The following is a 24,405-nucleotide window of genomic DNA, read 5'->3' as shown; positions in this document are numbered from 1 at the left end:
CCCTGATACAGGCAGGTCAGGGATTCCCGCTTTTATTGCTCCCGGAGATGGATCTCCAGCCGCCAGCGATCATCGACCTCGCTCCCGACCCAGTCTCCCTGCAGCGGCCGCGCCGCCAGCACCGTCAGCAACAACCCGGCATCACTCGTTCGCGTGCGCCAGTTCACATCCTTGCCGTTGAGCTTGAGCTGGCCATTTTGCGCCGCGCCCTCTGCCTGAAACAACAACGCCACCGCGCCGTCGACGATCTCGCCGTGCAGTTTCGGCTCGTTGTTGAACCAGACAACCAGACCGCCGTCAGTCACCTCGACCTGCTGCAAAACGCTCGGATCCGGCGTGGTCAGACGGCCGATCATCAAACCGATCATCAGGCCGACAATCGCCAGCGAACCGATCACGCGAGGGAATAGTTTCGAACGGTTGTCCACAGGCGGCGTAGAATGCCGCTCATCTTTACCTTCGGAGCCGTGCATGTTTCACGTCATCCTTTTTCAACCAGAAATTCCGCCGAATACCGGCAACGTTATCAGGCTGTGCGCCAACAGCGGCTGCCACCTGCATTTGATCGAACCGCTGGGCTTCGAGATGGACGACAAGCGCTTGCGCCGTGCCGGTCTCGATTACCACGAATATGCCACGCTGCAACGTCACGCGGACCTGGCCAGTTGCCTGGAAAGCCTGGGCAACCCGCGCCTGTTCGCCTTCACCACCAAGGGCTCGCGACCGTTTCATGATGCCGCGTTCGTCCCGGGCGATGCGTTCATCTTCGGCCCGGAAAGCCGAGGCCTGCCACCAGAAGTGCTCGACGCCCTGCCGGCCGAACAGCGCCTGCGCCTGCCGATGCGCGAAGGCTGCCGCAGCCTGAACCTGTCCAACACCGTGGCGGTGGCCGTGTATGAGGCGTGGCGGCAGAACGACTTCAAGTAACACTGCAGCGGATCTATCAACCCTCTGTAGGAGCTGCCGAAGGCTGCGATCTTTTGATCTTGTTTTTCGGGGATCAAGATCAAAAGATCGCAGCCTTCGGCAGCTCCTACACGAAGGTTTCGTTTGCCCCATGAAAAAAGCGCCGTTTGAAGGCGCTTTTTTCATGGGCAAACGAAGCTTTTATTGAACGGTTGGCGTCTCGCCGCTTTCCTGCATGCGCTGCAGCTCTTGCGCGTACAGGGCGTCGAAGTTCACCGGCGCCAACATCAACGCCGGGAACGAACCACGGGTCACCAGGCTGTCCAGAGTCTCACGAGCGTACGGGAACAGGATGTTCGGGCAGAACGCACCCAGAGTGTGGCTCATCGAAGCCGGGTCCAGGTTCTTGATCAGGAAGATACCGGCCTGTTGCACTTCAGCGATGAAGGCCACTTCGTCGCCGTTTTTCACGGTAACGGACAGGGTCAGCACGACTTCGAAGAAATCGCCTTCCAGCTCTTTCTGGCGAGTGTTCAGATCCAGACCGACGCTCGGATCCCACTGCTGGCGGAAGATCGCCGGGCTTTTCGGGGCTTCGAAGGACAAGTCGCGTACGTAGATGCGCTGCAAGGAGAATTGCGGTGCGGTTTCTTCTTCGCTGGCTGCAGTGTTCTGTTGGTCAGTCATCTCAGATCCTTTCTGATCTTGGGTCTTTAGGGATTGCTGTACGTGGGTGCAGCCGTTCAGGCCTTGAGCAGCGCGTCGAGCTTGCCGGCGCGTTCCAGGGCATATAAATCGTCACAACCGCCGATGTGCTTGCTGCCGATCCAGATCTGCGGCACGGATGTGCGGCCGGCCTTCTGGGTCATTTCGGCGCGCACCTGCGGCTTGCCATCGACCTTGATCTCTTTGAAGGCCACGCCTTTGTTCTCGAGCAGGTACTTGGCTCGCGAGCAATAAGGGCAGTAATCGCTGGAGTAGACGATGACTTCGCTCATATCACTTCACCAACGGCAGGTTGTCGCCTTTCCAGCTGGAAATCCCGCCGGACAGCTTGGCGGCGGTGAAGCCGGTCTTCATCAGTTCGCGGGCGTGGGTGCCGGCGGTCTGGCCCAGGGCGTCGACCAGAATGATGGTCTTGGCCTTGTGTTTTTCCAGCTCGCCAGTGCGCGCGGCCAGCTTGTCTTGAGGAATGTTGATCGCGCCAACGATGTGGCCAGCAGCGAAATCTTTCGCCGGACGGATGTCCACCACCACGCCTGCTTCTTTATTGACCAGTGCGGTCAGCTCGCCGGTGCTCAGGCTTTTACCGCCGCCCTGCATCGTGTGCGCCAGCAGCAAAGCCAGCAGTACGACGAAGATACCGACAAGAATGTAGTGGTTAGTGGCAAATTCAATCAGGTGAGCAACCATCGAAGGAGGTTCCAGGGCGTTAAAATGTCGGCCAGTATACACAGCCACTATGGTGGGCCAAACCCCGTCCGGCGGTGACGTGGATTGAACTTGGCTTTAAACTCCAACTCCCTTTTCCATCGCCTTCTTCTTTATTAGCCACGAGTGGATTCCATGACTACCACGCCTAAACCTTTGGTCCTGATCATTCTCGACGGCTTCGGTCACAGCGACAGCCCCGAATCGAATGCCGTTTTCGCGGCGAAGAAGCCCGTGCTGGATCGCCTGTGGGCCACCGTGCCGAACGGCTTGATCTCGGGCAGCGGCATGGACGTCGGCCTGCCGGACGGTCAGATGGGCAACTCCGAAGTCGGCCACATGAACCTCGGCGCCGGCCGCGTGGTGTATCAGGATTTCACCCGCGTGACCAAATCGATCCGCGACGGCGAGTTCTTTGAAAACCCGACCATTTGCGCCGCTGTGGATAAAGCCGTGGCTGCGGGTAAAGCCGTGCACTTCATGGGCCTGCTGTCGGATGGCGGCGTGCACAGCCACCAGGATCACCTGATCGCCATGGCGGAGCTGGCCTTCAAGCGCGGCGCCGAAAAAATCTACCTGCACGCTTTCCTCGATGGCCGTGACACCCCGCCGAAAAGCGCCGCGTCGTCGATCGAGCTGCTCGATGCGACGTTCCAGGCCCTCGGCAAGGGTCGCATCGCCAGCATCGTCGGCCGCTACTTCGCCATGGACCGTGACAACCGCTGGGACCGCGTGGCTCAGGCGTACAACCTGATCGTCGACGGCAACAGCCAATTCAACGCCGCCACTGCTCAGGAAGGCCTGGAAGCCGCTTACGCTCGCGGCGAGAGCGATGAATTCGTCAAAGCCACCACCATCGGCGAGCCGGTGAAAGTCGAAGACGGCGATGCCGTGGTGTTCATGAATTTCCGCGCCGACCGCGCACGCGAGCTGACCCGGGTATTCGTCGAAGACGATTTCAACGACTTCGAACGCGCACGCCAGCCTGCACTTGCCGGTTTCGTCATGCTGACCCAATACGCGGCGAGCATTCCCGCGCCTTGCGCCTTCGCCGCCGGCAGCCTGGAAAACGTGTTGGGCGACTACCTGGCGAAAAACGGCAAGACCCAGCTACGCATCGCTGAAACCGAGAAATACGCCCATGTGACCTTCTTCTTCTCCGGCGGTCGTGAAGAACCGTTCCCGGGCGAAGAGCGCATCCTGATCCCGTCGCCGAAAGTCGCCACTTACGACTTGCAGCCGGAAATGAGCGCGCCGCAAGTCACCGACCGCATCGTCGACGCCATCGAAAACCAGCGTTACGACGTGATCGTGGTCAACTACGCCAACGGCGACATGGTCGGCCACAGCGGTGTGTTCGACGCGGCAGTGAAGGCTGTTGAATGCCTCGACACCTGCGTTGGCCGCATCGTTGAAGCGCTGGAGCAGGTCGGTGGCGAGGCACTGATCACCGCTGACCACGGCAACGTCGAGCAAATGGCTGACGAATCCACCGGGCAGGCGCACACCGCGCACACCACTGAGCCAGTGCCGTTCATTTACGTCGGCAAGCGCGACCTGAAAGTACGTGAAGGTGGCGTGCTGGCTGACGTGGCACCGACCATGCTGAAGCTGCTGGGACTGGAAAAACCGGCGGAAATGACCGGTACTTCCATTCTGGTCTGACCCGAATCGCCAAAACACCGCAAAACCCTGTGGGAGCTGGCTTGCCAGCGATAGCAATCTGACAGCCAACATCTATGTTGAATGTGCAGACGCCATCGCTGGCAAGCCAGCTCCCACAGTGGTTTATGGGGTTTTCGAAATGGAATTACGCCTGTCTGGCGCTCCAGTTATCACACAGCCCCAATTGGGCGTTTTTTTTGCAGCGTCGGGCGGGCATACTAGGCCGTCCCTTACCCTGGTGCCGCCCGCCCCTATGCTTCGCGTCCTGATTGCCCTCGCTCTGACCTGCCTGCTCCAACCGGCCTTCGCTGACGAGCGCGCGCAAACCCAACAACAGTTGGATGCCACGCGTCAGGATATTGCCGAGCTGAAAAAGCTGCTGGGCAAGCTCCAGGAAGAAAAATCCGGCGTGCAGAAAGAGCTCAAGGGCACTGAAACCGAGATGGGCAAGCTGCAGAAACAGGTCGACGCCCTGCAGAAAGAATTGCAGAAGAGTGAATCCGAGCTACAGCGGCTCGATGCGGAGAAAAAAAAACTCCAGAGCGCGCGCACTGAACAGCAGCGACTGATTGCCATCCAGGCCCGCGCGGCCTACCAGAACGGCCGTCAGGAATACCTCAAGTTGCTGCTAAACCAGCAAAACCCCGAGAAATTCGCCCGCACCCTCACCTATTACGATTACCTGAGCCAGGCCCGCCTGGAGCAGTTGAAGAACTTCAACGAAACCTTGCGCCAACTGGCTAATGTCGAAAAAGACATCGGCTTGCAGCAAGCGCAATTGCTCGTGCAGAAAAGCAGCCTCGACAGCCAGCGTGACGAGCTCGACAAGGTTCGCAAGGAACGCCAGCAAGTCCTCGCCAAGCTCAACGATGACGTGAAGGCACGCGACCAGAAACTCGTCGCTCGCGAGCAGGATCAGGCAGACCTGACTAAAGTCCTTAAAACCATTGAAGAAACCCTGGCCCGTCAGGCTCGTGAGGCAGAAGAAGCGCGGCAGAAAGCGCTGATCGCCCAGCAGGAAGCGGAAAAAAAGCGCTTGCGTGAGGCGCAGGCTGAAAACAGCGACGCCCCACGAAAAACCGCCAGATCAACGCCCGGCGCGCTGGTGTCCAGCAGCGGCGAGACCTTTGGTGGCCCTTTTGCTGCAACCCGGGGAAAACTTCCGTGGCCAGTTGATGGTCGACTACTGGCACGCTTCGGCGAAAGCCGTGGCGACGATGCCCGTACCAAGTGGGACGGCGTAATGATCAGCGCCTCTGCTGGCAGCCAGGTGCACGCTGTACACGGTGGCCGCGTAGTGTTCGCCGACTGGTTGCGTGGCGCCGGACTGCTGGTGATCCTCGATCACGGCAATGGTTTTCTGAGTCTTTACGGTCACAACCAGACGCTGCTCAAGTCGGCCGGCGACGTGGTTAAAGCCGGTGAGTCCATCTCCACTGTCGGTAACAGTGGCGGCCAGGACACATCAGCGCTGTATTTTGCAATTCGTCAGCAGGGTCACCCGAGTGATCCGGCGCAATGGTGCCGCGCGCAAGGATAGGCGTTGAGTTACCAAATTTCAGGAGTTCGTTAGACATGCTGCATTTGTCCCGCCTTACCTCGCTGGCCCTGACGATCGCCCTGGTGATCGGCGCGCCCTTGGCGTTCGCCGCTCAACCGGCCCCGGCCGTCGCGCCGGCAGGCACTGCCGCCACCTCCAAGGCCCCGCTGCCGCTGGAAGAGTTGCGCACCTTTGCCGAGGTCATGGACCGGATCAAAGCCGCCTATGTCGAGCCGGTGGACGACAAGACCCTGCTGGAGAACGCGATCAAGGGCATGCTCAGCAACCTTGATCCGCACTCCGCTTATCTGGGTCCTGAAGATTTCACCGAGCTGCAGGAAAGCACCAGCGGCGAGTTTGGCGGTCTGGGCATTGAAGTCGGTGCCGAAGACGGCTTCATCAAAGTCGTCTCGCCAATCGACGACACGCCTGCGTCGAAGGCCGGCATTCAGGCCGGTGACTTCATCGTCAAGATCAACGGCGCGCCGACGCGCGGCCAGACCATGACCGAAGCCGTCGACAAGATGCGCGGCAAGATTGGCCAGAAGATCACCCTGACCCTGGTGCGCGACGGCGGCACGCCGTTCGACGTGACTCTGGCGCGCGCCGTGATTCAAGTGAAGAGCGTCAAGGCGCAGTTGCTTGAGTCGGGCTACGGCTACATCCGCATCACCCAGTTCCAGGTCAAAACCGGTGAAGAGGTCTCCAAGGCCCTGGCGAAGATGCGCAAGGACAACGGCAAGAAGCTCAACGGCATCATTCTCGACCTGCGCAACAACCCCGGCGGCGTGTTGCAAGCGGCGGTGGAAGTGGTCGACCACTTCATCACCAAAGGCCTGATCGTCTACACCAAAGGCCGGATCGCCAACTCCGAGTTGCGTTTCTCCGCCACCGGCAAAGACGAAAGTGAAGCCGTGCCGATGGTCGTGCTGATCAACGGTGGCAGCGCCTCGGCGTCGGAAATCGTCGCCGGTGCGTTGCAGGATCAGAAACGCGCCGTGGTCATGGGCACCACCAGTTTCGGCAAAGGTTCGGTGCAAACCGTGCTGCCGCTCAACAACGATCGCGCACTGAAAATCACCACCGCGCTCTACTTCACGCCGAACGGTCGCTCGATCCAGGCGCAGGGCATCGTCCCGGACATCGAAGTGCGCAAGGCGAAGATCACCAACGAGGCGGACGGCGATTACTTCAAGGAAGCCGACCTGCAAGGTCACTTGGGCAATGGCAACGGCGGCGCCGACAAACCGACTGGTTCTGGCACCAAGGCCAAAGCGATGCCGCAGGATGATGATTACCAGTTGGCCCAGGCCCTGAGCCTGCTCAAAGGTCTGAGCATCACTTCCGGCCGTTGAGGATGGGTTTGCGGTTCCTCTTCGTCCTGTTGTGCTGTCTGGCGGGTACTGCTCACGCAGAGCCCGCCAAGCCAATGCCGCACAAAGCCTACCTGACGTTGATCATCGACGACCTGGGGCAGAGCCTGCCTCGGGATCGCCGTGTGCTGGCCCTGCCCGGCCCGGTGACCGCAGCGATCATGCCCGACACCCCGCACGCCACCGAATTTGCCCGCGAAGCCCATCGCGCCGGCAAGATCGTCATCCTGCACATGCCAATGGACCCGGCCACCGGCCCGTTCGCCTGGCACCCCGAACTGCCCATCGAAGAACTCGAAAAACGCCTCAACGCCGCGTTCAAAATGGTCCCCTACACCGCGGGCATCAATAACCACATGGGCAGCCGCATGACCGCGCAACCGGTAGCGATGGCCTGGTTGATGGCTGAGCTACAGCGCCGCCATAAATTCTTCGTCGACAGCCGCACCAGCGCGCAGACCGTTGCCGCGCAACAGGCGCAGAAGATCGATCTGGCGAGTGTGTCGCGGGATGTATTTCTCGATGACGAGCGCACCGAAGCGGCGATTTTCACCCAATTGCAGACGGCGATCAGCCTGGCGCACAAGCAGGGTTCCGCCGTCATGATCGGCCACCCGTATCCTCAAACTTTGGCCGTACTTGAGCGCGAGTTGCCAAAACTCAAAGCGCAGGGCATCGAGTGGATCGACGTCAAACAGATGATCAGCGTGCGCAGCAATCGCGCCATGGCGGGTCATGGCAAAGACGGCGTGTATCGGTAACACCCGGTCACGACTGCCCATAGATAGTTACCGCCAGACACCTGGCCCACTTCCGGATAGTGAGACCTGTAACAGGTCGCGACTCCCTCGAGTCGCCTTCAACTATCTGGACTGACTATGACGACCTATACCCCGATCTCGACGCCCTTTGGGCGGATTGAACCCATCAGAATCGACAACCTGCTGATCAATTTCACAACGGAATTTCTCCGCGTGTGGGATACCACCGGTTCACAGGCAAAACCCGCTGCCTTCTGGCACCCCACTCCCGCCCCCGATATGTTGCCTGGTTACTTTCCCTTGGGCGATGTAGCAGCCGCCGGCCTCGGCAATATCAACGGGAAAACAATAGTGGCGGTGGCTTGCGAAGCGGGCACACCGAGCGCAGTACAGGGAAAAGGCTGGGCATTGCGTCCACCTCGTGATTTCGAGTTGATCTGGAAAGACTCTGGCTCAGGATCAAAAAGAGATCTGTCGATCTGGCGCCCGATACCACCCGAGGGCTACGTGGCACTGGGATCGGTTTGCTCGAGCAGCCACGAAAAGCCTTCTTTAAACGCTGTTCGTTGTGTCCGCGAGGACCTCGTCATCGCCTCAGGCCTCATCGAGCACGTCTGGAACGACAAGGGCAGCGGTGCGCGGCAGAGTGTCACTGCCTGGAGTGTTGTTCCACCCGTCGCAGCACAGGGTGAAATCCACTTGGCACCGGGAGTTTTCGTTGCTTCGAGCGGTTACTCCAAACCGGCAAATTTCCCCACCTATTCCTTGCGCATGCAGATCACGCTTGAAGTTAATCCGCGACCAACGGCGCCAGTCCTTTGCGGCGAAACACTGCCACCTCTGGACACTTCGGACGAACCTGCTTACATCGCCATTCTTCCGTGGTTCACGATGAAAGACCCGAGGTACTCCGGCATTGAGCAACTACGCCACTCACCCTTCTATCATTTGCACCGTACTGATCGATACGTGCTCGTCGGTCATGCTTACAACACCGAAAACCAAGTCCAGAAATTCAGGTGGACCACGCCCCGAGCGCAACGAACAGCAAACCTGCGGACATTCACCAATACCACCTCTGTCGAGTTTGGCGCCCAATGGCAAAGCAACTTGAACAACGCGCTCAAGTTCTCGGCGCGACTGGGCCATGATTTCACCCAGTGCGAAATACATTCGAACGATTGGCTCAACGCAGCAGCGATTGACGTAGTGGCTGTCGTGGATAAACACAAATCCGTGGCGGTTTACCTGATCCAGAGCGATTACAAGCTGCTGCGCGCGGACGGAACGTCGGTGACCAGTGTATTCAGCTATACCGATGGCGGCAGCTTGCACATCAGCCAGTACACACCGGTCGAGCCAGAAGTCGCTGTGGTTTCTGTGCCAGAACCTGCCGTGGAACTGGCTACGGAAACTCCCGTGGCAGATACCGAAATCATCGCTCCACTATCAGAGCCAGAATTGCCGATCGCTATAGATACCGCGCCATGATGTCGTCAACTACACCTTCTTCGCGCAGTTGATCGAGGGCCGCCTGCAGCTTGGCGACGACGTCGTCGGAAACGTCCTTGTTCAGCGCCAGATACAATTGCGCGCTGTTGAAGCGCAACACGGTCTTGAGTCCGGTCACACCCTCCTGCCGCGCCAGATAACGGCCGGCAGGATCACCCGTTGCCCACAGGTCGATCTGCCCGCTGACCAGTTTCTTCGCATTGTCTTGATCGCGCAGCACCACCACCGGCTTCAAGCCTTGCTTGGTCAGCGTCTCGGCAATCGCATCGCCCTTATAGGCACCAACCTTGTACTTGCGCGCGTCATTGAGGGTTTCGAGGGTGATCTTGCTGTCGGCCCTGGCCAACAGGATCCAGTCGTCGGGGCCGATCGGGCCGACCCATTTGAAGAGTTTTTCGCGATCCGGCAAACGCGCCATCACGAACGCACCGTAACCGGGATTTTCCAGCGCCAGCTTGTAAACCCGCTCCCATGGGAAGCGCAGCGTCAGGCTGTAGGTGAGGCCGGCACGCTGGAACATCTCGCGCACGATATCGGTCGCAATACCGTTGATGTTCTCGCCCTGGGCGAAGTTCTTGCCGTTCTTCGCCATGTTGTACGGCGGGAAGTTTTCGGTGAGGAGCACCAGATCGGTGTCGGGGCTGTCCTCGGCGCGGGCCGTGTTGATGAGCAACATCGAGGCGCTGGCGAGAACAAGAAGCAGGCGTTTGATCATGTCGGGCTACCGAAATCCATGGCGTGCCCAAGAGTGCCTTGGGTACGCCATGCTGTCCACTGGCCTGTATGCTTTTGGGGTTGGCTAGCGCATTACAATTCCGCGATGGGCCATATATGCCTTGGCTTCCTGCACGGTGTATTCGCCGAAGTGGAAAATACTCGCCGCCAACACTGCGCTGGCGTGGCCTTCGAGGATACCGTCGGCCAGATGTTGCAGATTCCCGACGCCGCCGGAAGCAATCACCGGAATGCCCAGCGCATCGCTGATGGCACGGGTCACGCCGAGATCGAAACCGTTTTTCATGCCGTCCTGGTCCATGCTGGTCAGCAGGATCTCACCGGCGCCGAGGCCTTCCATCTTCTTCGCCCACTCGACCGCGTCGAGGCCGGTCGGCTTGCGCCCGCCATGAGTGAAGATTTCCCAGCGCGGGGGTTCGCCAGGACCGGAAACCTTCTTGGCGTCGATGGCGACGACGATGCATTGCGAGCCGAAATGCTGCGCCGCTTCGCCTACAAACTCCGGATTGAAGACCGCAGCGGTGTTGATCGAGACCTTGTCGGCACCGGCATTGAGCAGATTGCGGATGTCCTGCACGGTGCGCACGCCACCGCCGACGGTCAGCGGGATGAACACCTGGCTGGCCATACGCTCGACGGTATGCAGCGTGGTATCGCGGCCATCGACGCTGGCGGTGATATCGAGAAAGGTAATCTCGTCGGCACCCTGCTCGTCATAGCGACGGGCAATTTCCACCGGGTCGCCGGCATCGCGGATGTTCTCGAACTTCACACCTTTGACGACCCGGCCGTTGTCCACGTCCAGGCAAGGGATGATGCGTTTGGCCAGCGCCATGGTCAGTCCTCAGCCTTGGTACGAATCGCAGAAAGCTTGCGCTTCGGCGACATCGAGGGTGCCTTCGTAGATCGCCCGGCCGGTGATTGCGCCGATGATGCCCGGCGCCTTGGCGTCGAGCAGCGACTTGATGTCACCGAGGTTGTGAATACCGCCGGAAGCGATTACCGGGATCTTCGTGGCCGCAGCCAGCGCGGCGGTGAACGGCACGTTGCAGCCTTGCATCATGCCGTCTTTGGCGATGTCGGTATAAACGATCGAGGACACGCCGTCGGCTTCGAACTGCTTGGCCAGATCAATTACCTGCACGGTGCTGATTTCAGCCCAGCCATCAGTAGCGACAAAACCGTCTTTGGCATCCAGACCGACAATGATTTTGCCCGGGAACGCACGGCAGGCTTCAGCCACGAACGCCGGATCTTTAACGGCTTTGGTGCCGATGATCACGTAGCTCACGCCAGCCTTGACGTAGTGCTCGATGGTTTCCAGCGAGCGAATGCCGCCGCCAATCTGGATCGGCAGGGTCGGGTAACGCTTGGCGATGGCGGTGACCACTTCGCCGTTGACCGGCTGGCCTTCGAATGCGCCATTCAGATCGACCAGATGCAGGCGACGGCAACCGCCCTCCACCCACTTGGCAGCCATGCTCACCGGGTCATCGGAGAACACTGTGGAATCTTCCATGCGGCCCTGGCGCAGACGTACGCAGGCACCGTCTTTAAGATCGATAGCGGGAATAATCAGCATCTGGCAAACCTTCAAATTTGAATGTTCAGCTTGGCTCGGAAATCAGTTTTTCTCGAGCGCCCACAGGTCACTTTCGATGCTGTCAAACCGCTCCTTGAGGTGGGTCTGCACATCGAAAATCGCCCTGTTGTAATAGTGCGGAGCAATTTCGCGGGTAAACAACTCAAGAATCTCGGCCGCTTCGAATGACCCGAGGTCGAGTTCGAAACGATCTTCCATGAAGCGTTTGATCTTGTGATTGGCCTCACTCTCCTGCTCGGGAGTGAGGGTCAGGATCGGCGGCTTGGACTTCTTGGCGGCCATTTACCAGCGACCGTCCCACGCGGCGAAGTTCTGCAGCAATTGCAGGCCATGGGTATGGCTCTTCTCCGGGTGGAACTGCACGGCAAAGCGCGAGCCTTCGGCCAGTGCTGCGGCGAAATCGACGCCGTAATGACCGCTGCCCACCACCTGCCGCGCATTGGCGGCGGCGATGTAATAGCTGTGCACAAAGTAGAAACGCGCCATGTCCGGAATGTCATGCCACAGCGCGTGACTCACCGATTGCTTCACTTCGTTCCAGCCCATGTGCGGGACTTTCAGGTGTTCGCCGTCTTCGTGCAGGTCTTTGCCGAAGAACTTCACCGCGCCCGGGAACAGGCCGATGCAATCGACGCCGTCGTTCTCTTCGCTGGTGTCGAGCAAGGCTTGCATGCCGACACAGATACCGAGGAACGGCCGGTCCTGGCTGACTTCACGTACCAGCGAGTCGAAACCGAGGCGACGAATCTCCGCCATGCAATCGCGAATCGCGCCGACGCCCGGAAACACCACGCGGTCGGCTTCGCGGATCACGGCCGCATCGCTGGTGATCAACACTTTACCGGCGCCGACGTGCTCGAGGGCCTTGGCCACCGAGTGCAGGTTGCCCATGCCGTAATCGATAACTGCAACCGTCTGCATTACAGAACGCCTTTGGTCGACGGCATCTGCCCGGCCATGCGCTCATCCAGCTCTACAGCCATGCGCAGCGCGCGGCCGAAAGCCTTGAACACGGTTTCGATCTGGTGGTGAGTGTTGGTACCGCGCAGGTTGTCGATGTGAATACTGACAAGTGCATGGTTGACGAAGCCCTGGAAGAATTCCTGGAACAGGTCAACGTCGAAGCCGCCCACGGTGGCACGGGTGTAAGGCACGTGCATCTGCAGGCCTGGACGACCGGAGAAATCGATCACCACGCGCGACAGCGCTTCATCGAGCGGCACGTAGGCGTGGCCGTAACGACGGATGCCTTTCTTGTCGCCGATGGCTTTGGCGAAGGCCTGGCCGAGAGTGATACCGACGTCTTCCACCGTATGGTGGTCGTCGATATGCAGATCGCCCTTGCATTCAATATCCAGGTCGATCAACCCGTGACGGGCGATCTGATCCAGCATGTGCTCAAGAAAAGGAACACCGATATCGAATCGGGCCTTTCCGGTGCCATCAAGGTTGATCGAGGCTTTGATCTGGGTTTCCAGAGTGTCGCGCTCGACAGACGCCTTACGTTCGGCCATCACCAGCTCCGCAAAATCATTGGGCGAAAAAGGCAGCCATTATAGGGGCGCGAGGCCGAAACAGAAACACGCGAGGTGATATGGCAGACGGATAGAACGCCCGGCTGTCGCGGGTAGACATGTCCATACAACTCATTTTGGACACCCGGAAACAACTGTAGGAGTGAGCCTGCTCGCGATGAGGGCCTGACAGGCAACATTTCTGTGACTGTCAGACCGCTATCGCGAGCAGACTCACTCCTACAGGGGTACTGCGTTTTAGCGTTTACTTAGTGAAACAATACCGCCGTTTTCTGCAGAGTCACCCACACACCCCACGCCAACGGAATACCCACCACCAGCCACGCAGCGATCGCCAATGGCTTGGTGCCCGGCGCGGCTTTCCATTCCAGAACAGTAGACGCATCAGCACCTTTGTCATGACCCAGTGCCTGTTCGGCAGCCAGTTCGGCGTCGGTCATGAAGTACTTGTCGGCCACCGGGCGCACCAGCAGGTTGCACAGGAAGCCCAACACCAACAGGCCTGCCAGGATGTAGAGGGTGATGTCGTAAGCGGCGGCGCGTTCAACGCCGATGCTCAGTTGATACTCACGCAGGTAGTTCACCAGCACCGGGCCGAGCACGCCAGCCGCAGCCCAGGCAGTCAACAGGCGACCATGAATCGCACCGACCATCTGCGTGCCGAACAAGTCAGCCAGATATGCCGGAACAGTCGCAAAACCACCGCCGTACATCGACAGAATGATGCAGAACGCCGCCACGAACAGCGCAACGTTGCCCAAGTGGCCGAGGTTCGGGATCAACGCGTACAGGGCAAAACCCAGTGCAAAGAACACGAAGTAAGTGTTTTTACGGCCCAGGTAGTCCGAGAACGATGCCCAGAAGAACCGGCCACCGATGTTGAACAGGCTCAGCAAACCCGTGAAACCGGCAGCAATCGCGGCAATCGAAGCCAGCTGCCCGGCATCCAATTGACCGAACGGCACATCAACACCGAGCAACTTGCCACCGAACACTTCCTGCAACAGTGGCGAAGCCATGCCGAGGATGCCGATACCCGCCGATACGTTCAGACACAGCACCAGCCACACCAGACGGAATTGCGGAGTTTTCCAAGCCACATTCACGTGCACATGACGATGAGTGATCATCGAGTTCGACGCTTTCTTCGCCGGTGCAGTCCAGCCTTCAGGCTTCCAGCCGGTTGGCGGCACGCGGTAGGCCAGGGCGCCACCGATCATGAACACAAAGTAGATTGCAGCCATGGCCACGAAGCTTTGCCACACACCAACACCTTCAGGCGAGGCGAAGTGGCTCATCAGCGCCGTCGCCAACGGCGCACCGACCATCGCGCCACCACCGAAGCCCATGATCGCCATGCCGGTCGCCATGCCGCGCTTGTCCGGGAACCACTTGATCAGGGTCGACACCGGCGAGATGTAGCCCAGGCCCAGACCGATACCGCCGATCACGCCAGAACCGATCCACATCAGCCAGATCTGGTGGGTATAAATACCCAGCGCCGAAATCAGCAGACCGCCACACCAGCACAACGCCGATACAACACCAGCCTTGCGCGGCCCTGCGTGTTCAAGCCAGCCACCCCAGATCGCGGCCGAGCAGCCGAGAAAGATGAAGAACAGGGTGTAGATCCAGCCGAGCATCGAGATCGGCCAGTCGCATTGCGAAGAGAAGACTTGTGCGATGAAGCTCATGTCCGGCGCGCAGGCTACCGGTTTAGTGACGCCCAGCGCCTTGGACAGTGGCAACCAGAACACCGAAAAGCCGTAGGCCATGCCGATGCACAGGTGGATGGCCAGAGCGGCCGGTGGAACCAGCCAGCGGTTGAAACCGGGCTTGGCGATGATGCGTTCCTTGGACAGGAACGCAGGCTGGTCAGCGCGAAGGCCGTCCGCCGTGATGCTCGTGCTCATTGTGTATCCCCCAATTATTAGAATGGTTCGCCAGCCACTGTTCACCCTCGGCCTTATGCACGCAGGCATGACCTTTTTTTGGGTGAAGCTCCTTGAAGGCGCGACGTTAAGTCGCAGAAGGACGGACGAACCGGCGAAGGTTACCATTTGCAGGTGACAGAAAAACCAAACTGATATCACCTTTTTTATGTCACCTGATCTCGTACCCCTCTGGAAAACGCCATGCCGATCATTGACCAAGCGCTTAAGGACGCTAAATATCCGGGTCAGCAGGATTTGCAGACGATCTATCGCGACGCGCCCGAATGGCTGTTTACGCCGTTTCCCGGGGAGAACGACCTGATCGAAAGCGCTCTGGCCGACGGCTCACTGATCGCCGAAGCTTCAACGACCGCTTGTTCAGTGCCTGTCATCTGCAAAGGCACGACAGCGCTTGGTATTTGTCCCATTTATGCGTGCGAAGAGTTACCCAACACCGTGGGATCGCAGAGCGATTGGTGAACCAAGCGCCGAAAATGGCGTCGCAAGCGGGGGCAGAACTGCACCGTTTGGCGCCTGCCGGGCATCTTGAGGCTCAGGCAATCGCGGCAAAGTTGCAGGCACCGCTGGCGGCACCGGCAACATGACGTCACACCGAACCGGGCCGTTGCAGCGCTATACTCCCCGGCTAAATTACGAATTCGACTAACTACAAGGACTCGCCCATGAAAGCGTTCGGCAAAATCCTGGGTCTGGTACTTCTCGGGCTGTTGCTGATCATCGTGGCGGCAGGCTTTGCCCTGACCCACCTCTTCGATCCCAACGATTACAAAGACGAGATCCGCCAGATAGCCCGCGACAAGGCCCACATCGAGCTGACGCTCAATGGCGATATCGGCTGGAGCCTGTTCCCGTGGCTCGGCCTGGAATTGCACGAAGCCAGCGTCGCCACGCTGGCCAAGCCTGCCGAACCTTTTGCCGATTTGCAGATGCTCGGCCTGTCCGTGCGTGTGCTGCCGCTGCTGCGCCGCGAAGTGCAGATGAGCGATGTGCGTGTCGAAGGCCTCAACCTGCGCCTGAACCGCGACAAGAACGGCCATGGCAACTGGGAAGACATCGGCAAGGTGCCGGTCGCGCCTGGTGCAACGCCGCCTGCCACTGCTCCTGGCCAACCCGCCAGCGACGCCCCGGTCGCCGTGGAGAAACCGGCGCAACCGATCCGCCTCGACATCGACAGCCTGACCGTCAACAACGCCCGCGTTGAGTACAACGACGAACTCACCGGCAAGCAGTTCAGCGCCGAGAGCATCCAGTTGAGCACCGGCCCGGTGCACGATTCGACCAACATTCCGATCAAGGCGACCGCTTTCCTCGGCACCAATCAGCCTGTGCTGCGGGTGCGTACCGAACTCAACGGTGAACTGCGCTTCGAGCGCGCCCTGCAACGCTACAAGCTCGAAGACATGAAGCTCTCCGGCGAACTGGCCGGTGATCCGCTGCAAGGCAAAACCATGACCTTCTCCGCTCAGGGTCAGCTATTGCTGGACAAAGCGGCAAACGTCGCCGAATGGACTGGCATCAAGATCTCCGCCAACCAGTTGCGCGCCTTGGGTGAACTGAAGGCTAACGATCTCGACAAGACGCCCCAGATCACTGGCGGCATCTCGATCGCCCAGTTCGATCTGGCGAAATTCGTCGACAGCATCGGTCAGAAACTGCCTTCCATGGCCGAGGGCAGCCTGAGCAAGGTCGAACTGGTCAGTCGCGTTGCGGCGACGCCGACCAGCGTCGCTTTCGACAACATCAACCTGAAACTCGACGACAGCAGCTTCAGCGGCCGCATCGCCGTCGAAGACTTCGCCAAGCAATCGCTGCGGGCGATCCTCAAGGCCGACACCTTCAACGTCGACCGCTACCTGCCGCCGAAATCAGAAAAAGCCACCAGCGCCACACAAGTGCGTCAGGCCGAAGTCGCCAGTACCGAAGCCGATGCCATGGCAGGCGCAGGTTCCACGCCGCTGCCGGACAAACCGAGCAAAAGCGCCTGGAGCACCGAGCGCCTGCTGCCGGTTGAGCGTCTGGCCAAACTCGACGTCGACGCCGACCTGACCTTCGGCCAACTGACCCTCGACAAGCTGCCAATCCAGAACGCCGCGCTCAAGGCCACCGGCCAGGGCGGTCTGCTGACCCTGGAGAACCTGCGTGGTGAGTTGTACAACGGCGACTTCGACGCCAAAGGCACCCTCGACGTGCGCCCGACTGCGCCGGTACTGAACCTGCAAACCCGGATCAACCGCGTGCCGGTGGAAAAAATCCTCGAAAGCCAGGGCAAGAACCCACCGGTCAAAGGCCTGGTGAACCTCACCAGCAACGTCACCGGCAGCGGCAACAGCCAACAGGCGCTGATCGACTCTCTCAACGGCAACGCCAGCTTCGTGATCAACAACGGCGTGTTGCTCAACGCCAACCTTGAACAGCAACTGTGCAAAGGCATCGCCACGCTCAATCGCAAAACCCTCAGCGGCGAACCACGCGGCAAGGACACGCCGTTCCAGGAGCTCAAGGGCAACCTGACGTTCCGCAACGGCATCGCCAGCAACCCTGATCTGAAAGTGCGAATCCCGGGCATGACCGTCAACGGTGACGGTGATATCGATTTGCGCGTGCTGGGCATGGATTACCGCGTTGGCATCGTCGTCGAAGGCGACACCAGCGCCATGCCGGACCCGGCCTGCCAGGTCGGCGATAAATTCGTCGGTGTCGAGTGGCCGCTGCGCTGCCGCGGCCCGCTGGAGCTGGGCGCAAAAGCCTGCCGCGTGGACAACGAACGCCTTGGCCAGGTCGCAAGCAAACTCGCCGGCGACAAGTTAAGCGAAAAAATCGACGAAAAACTGGGCGACAAGGTCAGCCCGGAACTGAAAAACGCACTGAAGGGGCTGTTCAAGCGATGAGAGCGGAGCAGTTTTCAGAGGCGGTGCTGGATTGGTTTGACCGCCACGGCCGCCACGATTTGCCTTGGCAGCAGGACATCAACCCGTATCGGGTGTGGGTGTCTGAAATCATGTTGCAGCAGACGCAGGTCAGCACGGTGCTCAATTACTTCGACCGTTTCATGGCCGCACTGCCAACGGTCGAAGCGCTGGCAGAGGCGCCAGAAGACGAAGTGCTGCACCTGTGGACGGGCCTGGGTTACTACACCCGCGCGCGCAATTTGCAGAAGACCGCGAAAATAGTCGTCAGCCAGTACGGCGGCGAGTTTCCGCGCGACGTAGAAAAGCTTACGGACCTGCCAGGCATCGGCCTGTCCACCGCTGGCGCCATTGCCAGCATCAGCATGGGCCTGCGCGCGCCGATCCTCGACGGCAACGTCAAACGCGTGCTGGCGCGCTTTACCGCGCAAGAGGGCTATCCTGGCGAGCCGAAGGTTGCAAAACAACTGTGGGCCAACGCTGAGCGCTTTACGCCGCACGATCGGGTCAACGCCTACACCCAGGCGATGATGGATCTCGGCGCGACGCTGTGCACCCGCAGCAAACCGAGTTGCCTGCTGTGTCCGCTGGAACGTGGCTGCGAGGCGCACATGCTCGGCCTGGAAACACGCTACCCCATTCCAAAGCCGCGCAAAGCCATTCCGCAAAAACGCACGCTGATGCCGATGCTTGCCAATGGCGACGGTGCGATTCTGCTTTATCGCCGTCCATCGACGGGCTTGTGGGGCGGTTTGTGGAGCCTGCCGGAACTCGACGACCTCGACGACCTGCAACATCTCGCCGATCAGCACTCGCTGGAGCTGGGCGAGCAACAAGCACTGCCGAACCTCGTACACACGTTCAGCCATTTCCAGTTGTCCATCGAACCCTGGCTGGTTCAGGTACAGGAGGCCAGCCATCACGTGGCCGAGGCCGACTGGCTCTGGTATAACCTCGCCACCCCGCCGCGCCTGGGCCTTGCCGCCCCGGTCAAAACCTTGCTCGAACGCGCGGCCGCCGTATTGAATGCAGGAGAGTCAGCATGACCCGCACCATCATGTGCCGTAAGTACAAAGAAGAACTGCCCGCTCTGGAACGCGCTCCTTTCCCGGGCGCAAAAGGTCAGGATATTTTTGACCACGTCTCGGCCAAGGCCTGGGCAGACTGGCAGAAACACCAAACCCTGCTGATCAACGAGAAACGCCTGAACATGATGAACGCTGAAGATCGCAAATATCTTCAGGGCGAGATGGACAAGTACTTCTCGGGCGAGGAATACGCCAAGGCCGAAGGCTACGTTCCGCCAGCAGAGTAATCCCGCAAAATCGGGGGTCGGATCGTAAGCGACGGAATTAATTTAAGAAATTTTAAAAAAGTCGTTGACGAGAATCCGAAAAACCCTTTTAATGCGCCCCGTTGCCCAGATAGCTCAGTCGGTAGAGCAGGGGATTGAAAATCCCCGTGTCGGCGGTTCGATTCCGTCTCTGGGCACCACCTTTCGTTTTCAGGTGATGCCAAGCACACCTGAAAGCACACAAGAAGCCCGCCTCGTGCGGGCTTTTTGCTTTCTGCGGTTCCCGACCGTTCCCTTGTAAGCCCAAACATATGTGAGTAGATTCGTGAGTAGATCCAGTTCGGTCTACAAATCTACTCACACCACCGTGGCAAAAGCCCGGCTGGTGTGGCCTGCAAGGAGGCAGCGTGCCACTCTCAGATACCACCATCCGTACCGCCAAGCCGAAGGACAAGCTTTACCGGCTGACCGACGCCAACGGCTTATGCCTTGAAGTAACCCCGACCGGCTCCAAACTGTGGCGCTATCGGTACCGCTTCAACGGCAGCGCGAAGATGTTGGCGCTCGGCGCATACCCTGCGGTCACCCTTCTGAAAGCCCGCCAGCTTCGCGATGGAGCGCGCCAGCTACTAATTGAGGGCACTGACCCAGGCGAGCAGAAGAAAACGGCCAAGCAAGCACAGAAGGTCGAGGGGCTGACTTTCGAGACACTGGCGCGAGAGTGGTTTGCCTACAATGCTCCCCGCTGGGCTGAGAGCACCACCTACAAGGCCAAGCTGTATCTGGAGAACGATTTGATTCCGGGTATCGGCGCCCGCCCGATTAAAGCAATCACCCGGCCCGATCTGGTGGAACTGGTGCGCAGGGTAGAAGCCAGGGGCACGCTCAACGCCGCAGGCAAGATCCGCCAATGGCTACACCAGATATTCAGGTACGGACTGGCCAAGGGCGTCGTTGAGGTCAATCCGGCCACCGACCTCAACGTGGTAGCTGCGCCAACGAAAGCTGCCCGCCATCACCCGTACATTACTTTTGCCGAATTGCCCGAGCTCTTGGCGAAGAGCGAAGCCGCGAATATCCATTTACTGACTCGGCACGCCATTCGCCTGCTGACGTTAACGGCAGTTCGCCCGGGCGAACTTCGCCAAGCCCCCTGGGCAGAGTTCGACCTGGATCGCGCAACTTGGACAATTCCAGCCGAACGCATGAAAGCCCGCCGTCCTCACATCGTCCCCCTGCCCCGCCAGGCTGTTGCGATCCTGCGCCGGCTTCAAGAGATCACTGGAAGCTATGCACTGGTCTTTGCTGGCGCCAATCCCGATCGGCCAATGAGCGAAAACACAGTGAACAAAGCGTTGCGGGTGATGGGCTACGAAGGTCGGCAGACCGGCCATGGTTTTCGCCACTTACTCAGCACCGAGTTAAATGGCCGCGGGTACAACAAAGATTGGATTGAGCGCCAGCTTGCCCACGGTGATACCGACGAGATCCGTGGGACCTACAACCATGCGGCCTATGTCGAGCAGCGCCGGGAAATGATGCAAGCTTGGGCCGACTCTATTGACGCACTGTGCAACGGTGCCAACGTGGTGAGTATCAAACGTGCTTGAGACGTTGAAATCCAATTAATCATTCCCAATGAGCACCAAGGGCTCCTTTTTCAAGTCTCGGGCGGTTAACATATTGGCCACGGCTGGTTATTCATACAGTCGACCACATATGAGCTAATCGAATGGCGGGAGCCGATGGAGACAATCTGATAGGACCTTTCGGGCGTATGAAGCTCGACGGGATCTATTCTGACTGGGCGTCAGGTCACCATCTGAACCCCCGGCTCTTGGCCTTCGAGCTCGCCGCAACCCTTAGTACGCTGGCACCATTAGATCAGCCGATTCAGCCTCTGCATGCGAGCGTCTTTTCAGATGGTCGCTCCGACAGAAACATTCAAATCACTCACGGCGCGCTCGCCGACTACTTCATCGCAGCCAGCAACGGCAGAGCTGCGACGACTATCTCCACTGGCTCAGGCCCGATACCTGCGGCTGACGTGCTGATATGGCGAAAATGGATTGAGCGCTTAGTTGATGAGGCAACCGCACGCACGGAACTCGCCGCTGGGTTCGCTCAACCGGCAAACGACAGCGTATCTGTCTCGATGGCAGTCAATGGCTCTGCTGCAACTAGCCACGCCCCCGCCCCCCTAATACCGAGCAATTCCTCGATAGTTCTCAAAGCGCAACAAGCACAGTTGCGCCGCGAGGGTGAAAAGAGCGCGTGCGAACAACTCGAAGAGCTCCAGATCGCCAGGGAAAAGGCTGAGCAAAAAGTAGTCGAGCTGTCGGCGCAGCTCGAAACCAAAACAGCTCAAAACCAGCAACTCATAGATGAGCTGGAGTTGCAGCGCCGCGAACTTAACGAGGAGAGACGGGCCAGGCGCGAAGCAGAAGACGAAAGCATCCGGATAGAGGAGCAGCTCGAGCACGTCATGGGCCTTGCCGAGTTCATGAATCAAGACAATCAACTATCACCACCGGATGGGCGATTGATTGTTGAGTGCTGGTGCGACGTAACGCAGAACGGAACAATCGCACCGAGCGTCGGCTGGGGCGCAACCGTTAACAAGTGGTTTAAGACCCGCGGAGTTACCCTTCCAGCCGTGAAGGTGAGATTGTTCGTCACCGCACTTACCGGAGCAGCGCGCAAAAAAGGCGGCGCCATCGCCAGATCATCTAATAAGGGGTGACAGGTTGCAGCCCTTCATCTGCCTGACCTGTAGCTACCTCTCTGACCGCAATTCACTTCACGTATGACACGTTAAATCCCACCTGTTATCTGTTTGCCCTCTGCCTTAAGCGCCAGCATTGCCATCGTCGATTACCAACAACGCCCCAGGAGGCGCAGACGATGGCAACTCAAGCCCACCCTATTCGCAAATCCGAACAGTCCATCCCCGCAGTTGAACAGCCTCGGCGCTTCATCAAGCTGGGCGAGGTCAAGGCCCTGACCACCCTCTCCACGTCAGAGATCTATCGCCGTATCGCCGCAGGGCGCTTCCCTAAGCAAGTAATGCTGGGGCCCAAGTCCGCCGTCTGGATCGAGGCAGAAGTTATTGCTTGGTGCGACTCGTTGGTCGCTCTGCGAGTGGAGGCCGCATAAATGGCCGACCAAAAAAAAGGCCAACCCAATAAGGCCAGCCCAGAAAAAACTCACCTCTACGATACCAGTAACCACGCCCAACTAGTACGGCTTGTTCCGCGTCTTCGCGAGGGGCCTGCTGACACCTTCACCATCATGCGCGAGCTGAACATCTGCCGTCCTGGTGCCCGTATCTGCGACTTGCGTAATGCCGGCTACAAGATCATCACCAACCGCATAACGATGACGGATGAATGGGGGCGCATCCACCGCGGTGTTGCCGTTTACACACTGATCGGTGAACCAAGTGCGAAGGTGGCGGCATGACAGTCCGCATAATCCCATTCGACTACCAAGGCCACACAGTCACATTCAACGCCGAAGGCTGGCTTCACGCGACCGTGATCGCTGAACGCTTCGGCAAGCGCCTGGATCATTGGCTCGACAACGCTGAGACACTCGAGTACATCCGTGCGCTGGATGAGATTCAGCATCCCGGCTCGGGGCCGTCCACTATCGTGAATACCCGGAAATCCGGGTATTTGAAATCTCGCCGCGGTAACGCCGGCGGCACTTGGTTCCACCCCAAGCTGGCAGTGGCGTTCGCCCGCTGGTGTGATGCCAAGTTCTCTGTCTGGTGTGACATGCAGATCGAGGCGCTGATACACGGCGACCAGGCGAATTGGCAACAAGCACGCCAGCAGTCGGCTATTGGCTATCGCGGCCTGTGTGAAGCGCTGGCGATCGCCCACGAGGAGAGCGGCAAGACTCCCCAGCGGCACCACTTCATCAACGAAGCCAAGCTAATCAACCAGGCAATCACCGGACAATTCGCCGGCCGCAATCGCGATCAACTCAGCGCGCATGAGCTGGTGCTGGTCACTCTGATTGAGATCCGCGACGTGTTGCTGATTGGCCAGGGGAAGGACTTCGCAGCCCGCAAAGCATCCCTATTGCGCTATGTCCAAAGCCTTACCTCCAAGCACCTTCGGAGTGATGCCGCATGAACGCCTTGCTCATTATCGGGGATGAACAGTCGATAACTTTTCTTGCCAGCAGTCGCGCCCGTCGGTATGGTTCGCCAGTCGCTGCAAATTCAGCGACCGGGCGTAGGAACCCGAGAAGCAAAAGGCGCAACAGCGCCCAGATCACTTCTGCAGGCGTTTTTTTTCGCTTGCAGTTCCGTGTTATGGCGGCTGTGTGCGGGCAGGCTTCGGCCTGGCCGGGCTCCTTTTGCCCCGGTATTCCTACCCCGCGCACAGCTGCCACCCAATCCCGTAGGAAGGATCGTGGCAGCTCCTCATTAGCAGAAGGAGCTTTACAGATGCCGGCCCTCATTCCGTCCGCAATTCGCGCCTTTGCTCACCGCCGTATGGCTCTGAGCGCTCTCCGCACAAACTCGTCCCTCTCCGTCCGCCTCGCCCGCTACAACGCTCACATGACCATCGTCCGCACTTTGGAAACCTCAGGGAGCGTGCAATGAGCCAGCCAACCGCTCGCATCGCCGACGATGCCCTTGAGCTGCTGCGCGCCACACACGAACGCATCAGCAATATGCGGGTGTTGTTCAACGCGATCTCGAAGGACCTGAAGCACGGCAAGTCGCACGATATCGAAGAGCTGGCCAGCCTGGGCAGCTTCCTCGGGTACGACTGGGCAAACTATGTAGATAGCGAAGTCGAGCAGATGCAGAAAGCGCTGGATGCCACGGAGGTGGCCAAATGAGTGCCTCAATCCGATCACGGGAGCACCTGAGCTTCACGAAGCGCGATCCTGAAGGACGACTGATCAACTGGCCTCGGAACAATCCCGGCGTGGCGGCCGACTGGCAGAAGGGTCTCGAGTTCTTCGAAGGCGAAGTATTCGAGCTGGCCACCCACGACGAAACAGAAGCGTTCAACGCTATTCAGTTTGCCATTGCCGGAATGGGCGCGCGCACCACCAATCTTGAACTCGGATTTATAGATCGCGTGGCACGTGCTGCGGTACTTGGTTTGCGCGTGATTCGCGGCGGCGCAGCACGGTTCGAACCGAAAGACTTCGAAGAGATTTAA

Annotated in this window: 27 protein-coding genes, 1 tRNA gene and 1 pseudogene; 18 read left to right on the top strand and 11 right to left on the bottom strand. The window is 59.2% G+C overall.

Translation table 11 applies throughout. From position 1 onward, the window contains the following. Nucleotides 1-32: 32 nt before the first annotated feature. Nucleotides 33-473, bottom strand: a complete 441-nt coding sequence (locus PSH79_RS01690) for a hypothetical protein (RefSeq protein WP_305440928.1) — start codon at nt 471-473, stop codon at nt 33-35. On the opposite strand from PSH79_RS01690, the gene PSH79_RS01685 reads away from it, so the two are divergent. After that, nucleotides 472-927, top strand: a complete 456-nt coding sequence (locus PSH79_RS01685; RefSeq protein ID WP_003220777.1) for a tRNA (cytidine(34)-2'-O)-methyltransferase — start codon at nt 472-474, stop codon at nt 925-927. The genes PSH79_RS01690 and PSH79_RS01685 overlap by 2 nt on opposite strands. Nucleotides 928-1,107: 180 nt before the next feature. Here the strand turns inward: PSH79_RS01685 and secB are convergent, their stop codons facing one another. The 3 genes from secB to PSH79_RS01670 are packed head-to-tail and all read right to left on the bottom strand — an operon-like array spanning nt 1,108 to nt 2,319. Further along, nucleotides 1,108-1,593 carry a protein-export chaperone SecB gene (secB, locus tag PSH79_RS01680; protein ID WP_095190086.1) on the bottom strand — a complete coding sequence of 162 codons (486 nt, stop codon included), beginning with the start codon at nt 1,591-1,593 and terminating at the stop codon, nt 1,108-1,110. Nucleotides 1,594-1,649: 56 nt separating this feature from the next. Beyond that, complete coding sequence (gene grxC / locus PSH79_RS01675; RefSeq protein WP_038359971.1) at nt 1,650-1,904, bottom strand: glutaredoxin 3; 255 nt, start codon at nt 1,902-1,904, stop codon at nt 1,650-1,652. Nucleotide 1,905: 1 nt separating this feature from the next. After that, nucleotides 1,906-2,319 carry a rhodanese-like domain-containing protein gene (locus PSH79_RS01670; RefSeq protein WP_187678872.1) on the bottom strand — a complete coding sequence of 138 codons (414 nt, stop codon included), beginning with the start codon at nt 2,317-2,319 and terminating at the stop codon, nt 1,906-1,908. Between the two features lie 153 nt (nt 2,320-2,472). On the opposite strand from PSH79_RS01670, the gene gpmI reads away from it, so the two are divergent. The 5 genes from gpmI (at nt 2,473) to PSH79_RS01645 (ending at nt 9,167) form a co-directional block, all read left to right on the top strand. Continuing rightward, nucleotides 2,473-4,002: a 2,3-bisphosphoglycerate-independent phosphoglycerate mutase gene (gene gpmI, locus PSH79_RS01665; RefSeq protein ID WP_305440926.1), complete on the top strand. Its 1,530-nt coding sequence runs from the start codon at nt 2,473-2,475 to the stop codon at nt 4,000-4,002. Between the two features lie 253 nt (nt 4,003-4,255). Continuing rightward, nucleotides 4,256-5,542, top strand: coding sequence for a murein hydrolase activator EnvC (locus PSH79_RS01660; RefSeq protein WP_305443849.1), 1,287 nt, complete (start codon nt 4,256-4,258; stop codon nt 5,540-5,542). Between the two features lie 35 nt (nt 5,543-5,577). Next, nucleotides 5,578-6,897 carry a S41 family peptidase gene (locus PSH79_RS01655; RefSeq protein WP_305440925.1) on the top strand — a complete coding sequence of 440 codons (1,320 nt, stop codon included), beginning with the start codon at nt 5,578-5,580 and terminating at the stop codon, nt 6,895-6,897. Nucleotides 6,898-6,899: 2 nt separating this feature from the next. Continuing rightward, a complete protein-coding gene (locus PSH79_RS01650) occupies nt 6,900-7,676 on the top strand; it encodes a divergent polysaccharide deacetylase family protein (protein WP_305440924.1) in 777 nt (258 codons plus the stop codon). A gap of 117 nt (nt 7,677-7,793) precedes the next feature. Beyond that, nucleotides 7,794-9,167: a Vps62-related protein gene (locus PSH79_RS01645; RefSeq protein WP_305440923.1), complete on the top strand. Its 1,374-nt coding sequence runs from the start codon at nt 7,794-7,796 to the stop codon at nt 9,165-9,167. On the opposite strand, the gene PSH79_RS01640 is transcribed toward PSH79_RS01645, so the two are convergent. From PSH79_RS01640 to PSH79_RS01610, 7 genes are all read right to left on the bottom strand, one after another. Further along, on the bottom strand, nt 9,148-9,903 hold the full coding sequence (locus tag PSH79_RS01640) for an ABC transporter substrate-binding protein (RefSeq protein WP_305440922.1): 756 nt from the start codon (nt 9,901-9,903) through the stop codon (nt 9,148-9,150). The genes PSH79_RS01645 and PSH79_RS01640 overlap by 20 nt on opposite strands. 84 nt (nt 9,904-9,987) lie before the next feature. Continuing rightward, nucleotides 9,988-10,758, bottom strand: coding sequence for an imidazole glycerol phosphate synthase subunit HisF (gene hisF, locus PSH79_RS01635; RefSeq protein ID WP_018929212.1), 771 nt, complete (start codon nt 10,756-10,758; stop codon nt 9,988-9,990). Between the two features lie 9 nt (nt 10,759-10,767). Beyond that, nucleotides 10,768-11,505: a 1-(5-phosphoribosyl)-5-[(5-phosphoribosylamino)methylideneamino]imidazole-4-carboxamide isomerase gene (gene hisA, locus PSH79_RS01630; RefSeq protein WP_003220753.1), complete on the bottom strand. Its 738-nt coding sequence runs from the start codon at nt 11,503-11,505 to the stop codon at nt 10,768-10,770. Between the two features lie 42 nt (nt 11,506-11,547). Further along, nucleotides 11,548-11,808, bottom strand: a complete 261-nt coding sequence (locus tag PSH79_RS01625; protein WP_187678879.1) for a DUF2164 domain-containing protein — start codon at nt 11,806-11,808, stop codon at nt 11,548-11,550. Then, a complete protein-coding gene (hisH, locus tag PSH79_RS01620; RefSeq protein ID WP_305440919.1) occupies nt 11,809-12,447 on the bottom strand; it encodes an imidazole glycerol phosphate synthase subunit HisH in 639 nt (212 codons plus the stop codon). It lies immediately after the preceding gene. Then, a complete protein-coding gene (gene hisB / locus PSH79_RS01615; protein ID WP_305440918.1) occupies nt 12,447-13,040 on the bottom strand; it encodes an imidazoleglycerol-phosphate dehydratase HisB in 594 nt (197 codons plus the stop codon). The genes hisH and hisB overlap by 1 nt, the downstream gene beginning before the upstream one ends. 269 nt (nt 13,041-13,309) lie before the next feature. After that, nucleotides 13,310-14,974, bottom strand: a complete 1,665-nt coding sequence (locus tag PSH79_RS01610; protein WP_305440917.1) for an OFA family MFS transporter — start codon at nt 14,972-14,974, stop codon at nt 13,310-13,312. Between the two features lie 222 nt (nt 14,975-15,196). Between PSH79_RS01610 and PSH79_RS01605 the strand changes: the two are divergent. The 12 genes and pseudogenes from PSH79_RS01605 (at nt 15,197) to PSH79_RS01550 (ending at nt 24,405) form a co-directional block, all read left to right on the top strand. After that, a pseudogene (locus PSH79_RS01605) lies at nt 15,197-15,600 on the top strand (acetyl-CoA sensor PanZ family protein). A gap of 78 nt (nt 15,601-15,678) precedes the next feature. Further along, a complete protein-coding gene (locus tag PSH79_RS01600; RefSeq protein ID WP_305440916.1) occupies nt 15,679-17,904 on the top strand; it encodes an AsmA family protein in 2,226 nt (741 codons plus the stop codon). Continuing rightward, nucleotides 17,901-18,968: an A/G-specific adenine glycosylase gene (gene mutY, locus PSH79_RS01595; protein ID WP_305440915.1), complete on the top strand. Its 1,068-nt coding sequence runs from the start codon at nt 17,901-17,903 to the stop codon at nt 18,966-18,968. The genes PSH79_RS01600 and mutY overlap by 4 nt, the downstream gene beginning before the upstream one ends. Next, entirely contained in the window at nt 18,965-19,237 is a 273-nt protein-coding gene (locus PSH79_RS01590; protein WP_008024947.1) for an oxidative damage protection protein, read from the top strand. Before mutY ends, PSH79_RS01590 begins: the two co-directional genes overlap by 4 nt. 103 nt (nt 19,238-19,340) lie before the next feature. Next, nucleotides 19,341-19,416 (top strand) — tRNA-Phe (locus tag PSH79_RS01585). Between the two features lie 207 nt (nt 19,417-19,623). Next, nucleotides 19,624-20,826, top strand: coding sequence for an integrase arm-type DNA-binding domain-containing protein (locus tag PSH79_RS01580; RefSeq protein WP_305440914.1), 1,203 nt, complete (start codon nt 19,624-19,626; stop codon nt 20,824-20,826). 167 nt (nt 20,827-20,993) lie between these two features. Then, a complete protein-coding gene (locus PSH79_RS01575) occupies nt 20,994-21,959 on the top strand; it encodes a hypothetical protein (RefSeq protein ID WP_305440913.1) in 966 nt (321 codons plus the stop codon). 161 nt (nt 21,960-22,120) lie between these two features. Next, nucleotides 22,121-22,372: an AlpA family transcriptional regulator gene (locus PSH79_RS01570; RefSeq protein WP_305440912.1), complete on the top strand. Its 252-nt coding sequence runs from the start codon at nt 22,121-22,123 to the stop codon at nt 22,370-22,372. After that, on the top strand, nt 22,373-22,678 hold the full coding sequence (locus PSH79_RS01565; protein ID WP_305440911.1) for a helix-turn-helix domain-containing protein: 306 nt from the start codon (nt 22,373-22,375) through the stop codon (nt 22,676-22,678). It begins immediately after the preceding gene. After that, nucleotides 22,675-23,358, top strand: coding sequence for a KilA-N domain-containing protein (locus PSH79_RS01560; protein ID WP_305440910.1), 684 nt, complete (start codon nt 22,675-22,677; stop codon nt 23,356-23,358). The genes PSH79_RS01565 and PSH79_RS01560 overlap by 4 nt, the downstream gene beginning before the upstream one ends. Nucleotides 23,359-23,830: 472 nt before the next feature. After that, nucleotides 23,831-24,076, top strand: a complete 246-nt coding sequence (locus PSH79_RS01555) for a hypothetical protein (protein ID WP_305440909.1) — start codon at nt 23,831-23,833, stop codon at nt 24,074-24,076. Further along, on the top strand, nt 24,073-24,405 hold the full coding sequence (locus tag PSH79_RS01550; RefSeq protein ID WP_305440908.1) for a hypothetical protein: 333 nt from the start codon (nt 24,073-24,075) through the stop codon (nt 24,403-24,405). The genes PSH79_RS01555 and PSH79_RS01550 overlap by 4 nt, the downstream gene beginning before the upstream one ends.

This window comes from Pseudomonas sp. FP2196, assembly GCF_030687715.1.
In the GTDB taxonomy this organism is placed as follows: domain Bacteria; phylum Pseudomonadota; class Gammaproteobacteria; order Pseudomonadales; family Pseudomonadaceae; genus Aquipseudomonas.
The sequence above is the reverse complement of the archived record's forward strand: the minus strand, read 5'-3'. Positions and strand labels throughout refer to the sequence as shown.

Bases quoted from the DNA above. Each gene is read 5' to 3' on its own strand.
- hisF (WP_018929212.1), bottom strand. From the start codon at position 10,758: ATGGCGCTGGCCAAACGCATCATCCCTTGCCTGGACGTGGACAACGGC.
- PSH79_RS01570 (WP_305440912.1), top strand. From the start codon at position 22,121: ATGGCAACTCAAGCCCACCCTATTCGCAAATCCGAACAGTCCATCCCC.
- PSH79_RS01660 (WP_305443849.1), top strand. From the start codon at position 4,256: ATGCTTCGCGTCCTGATTGCCCTCGCTCTGACCTGCCTGCTCCAACCG.
- PSH79_RS01625 (WP_187678879.1), bottom strand. From the start codon at position 11,808: ATGGCCGCCAAGAAGTCCAAGCCGCCGATCCTGACCCTCACTCCCGAG.
- PSH79_RS01650 (WP_305440924.1), top strand. From the start codon at position 6,900: ATGGGTTTGCGGTTCCTCTTCGTCCTGTTGTGCTGTCTGGCGGGTACT.
- hisA (WP_003220753.1), bottom strand. From the start codon at position 11,505: ATGCTGATTATTCCCGCTATCGATCTTAAAGACGGTGCCTGCGTACGT.
- PSH79_RS01685 (WP_003220777.1), top strand. From the start codon at position 472: ATGTTTCACGTCATCCTTTTTCAACCAGAAATTCCGCCGAATACCGGC.
- PSH79_RS01555 (WP_305440909.1), top strand. From the start codon at position 23,831: ATGAGCCAGCCAACCGCTCGCATCGCCGACGATGCCCTTGAGCTGCTG.
- gpmI (WP_305440926.1), top strand. From the start codon at position 2,473: ATGACTACCACGCCTAAACCTTTGGTCCTGATCATTCTCGACGGCTTC.
- PSH79_RS01565 (WP_305440911.1), top strand. From the start codon at position 22,373: ATGGCCGACCAAAAAAAAGGCCAACCCAATAAGGCCAGCCCAGAAAAA.
- PSH79_RS01575 (WP_305440913.1), top strand. From the start codon at position 20,994: ATGAAGCTCGACGGGATCTATTCTGACTGGGCGTCAGGTCACCATCTG.
- PSH79_RS01610 (WP_305440917.1), bottom strand. From the start codon at position 14,974: ATGAGCACGAGCATCACGGCGGACGGCCTTCGCGCTGACCAGCCTGCG.
- PSH79_RS01560 (WP_305440910.1), top strand. From the start codon at position 22,675: ATGACAGTCCGCATAATCCCATTCGACTACCAAGGCCACACAGTCACA.
- PSH79_RS01670 (WP_187678872.1), bottom strand. From the start codon at position 2,319: ATGGTTGCTCACCTGATTGAATTTGCCACTAACCACTACATTCTTGTC.
- PSH79_RS01550 (WP_305440908.1), top strand. From the start codon at position 24,073: ATGAGTGCCTCAATCCGATCACGGGAGCACCTGAGCTTCACGAAGCGC.
- PSH79_RS01690 (WP_305440928.1), bottom strand. From the start codon at position 473: ATGCACGGCTCCGAAGGTAAAGATGAGCGGCATTCTACGCCGCCTGTG.
- PSH79_RS01655 (WP_305440925.1), top strand. From the start codon at position 5,578: ATGCTGCATTTGTCCCGCCTTACCTCGCTGGCCCTGACGATCGCCCTG.
- PSH79_RS01645 (WP_305440923.1), top strand. From the start codon at position 7,794: ATGACGACCTATACCCCGATCTCGACGCCCTTTGGGCGGATTGAACCC.
- mutY (WP_305440915.1), top strand. From the start codon at position 17,901: ATGAGAGCGGAGCAGTTTTCAGAGGCGGTGCTGGATTGGTTTGACCGC.
- secB (WP_095190086.1), bottom strand. From the start codon at position 1,593: ATGACTGACCAACAGAACACTGCAGCCAGCGAAGAAGAAACCGCACCG.
- hisH (WP_305440919.1), bottom strand. From the start codon at position 12,447: ATGCAGACGGTTGCAGTTATCGATTACGGCATGGGCAACCTGCACTCG.
- PSH79_RS01590 (WP_008024947.1), top strand. From the start codon at position 18,965: ATGACCCGCACCATCATGTGCCGTAAGTACAAAGAAGAACTGCCCGCT.
- PSH79_RS01600 (WP_305440916.1), top strand. From the start codon at position 15,679: ATGAAAGCGTTCGGCAAAATCCTGGGTCTGGTACTTCTCGGGCTGTTG.
- hisB (WP_305440918.1), bottom strand. From the start codon at position 13,040: ATGGCCGAACGTAAGGCGTCTGTCGAGCGCGACACTCTGGAAACCCAG.
- grxC (WP_038359971.1), bottom strand. From the start codon at position 1,904: ATGAGCGAAGTCATCGTCTACTCCAGCGATTACTGCCCTTATTGCTCG.
- PSH79_RS01640 (WP_305440922.1), bottom strand. From the start codon at position 9,903: ATGATCAAACGCCTGCTTCTTGTTCTCGCCAGCGCCTCGATGTTGCTC.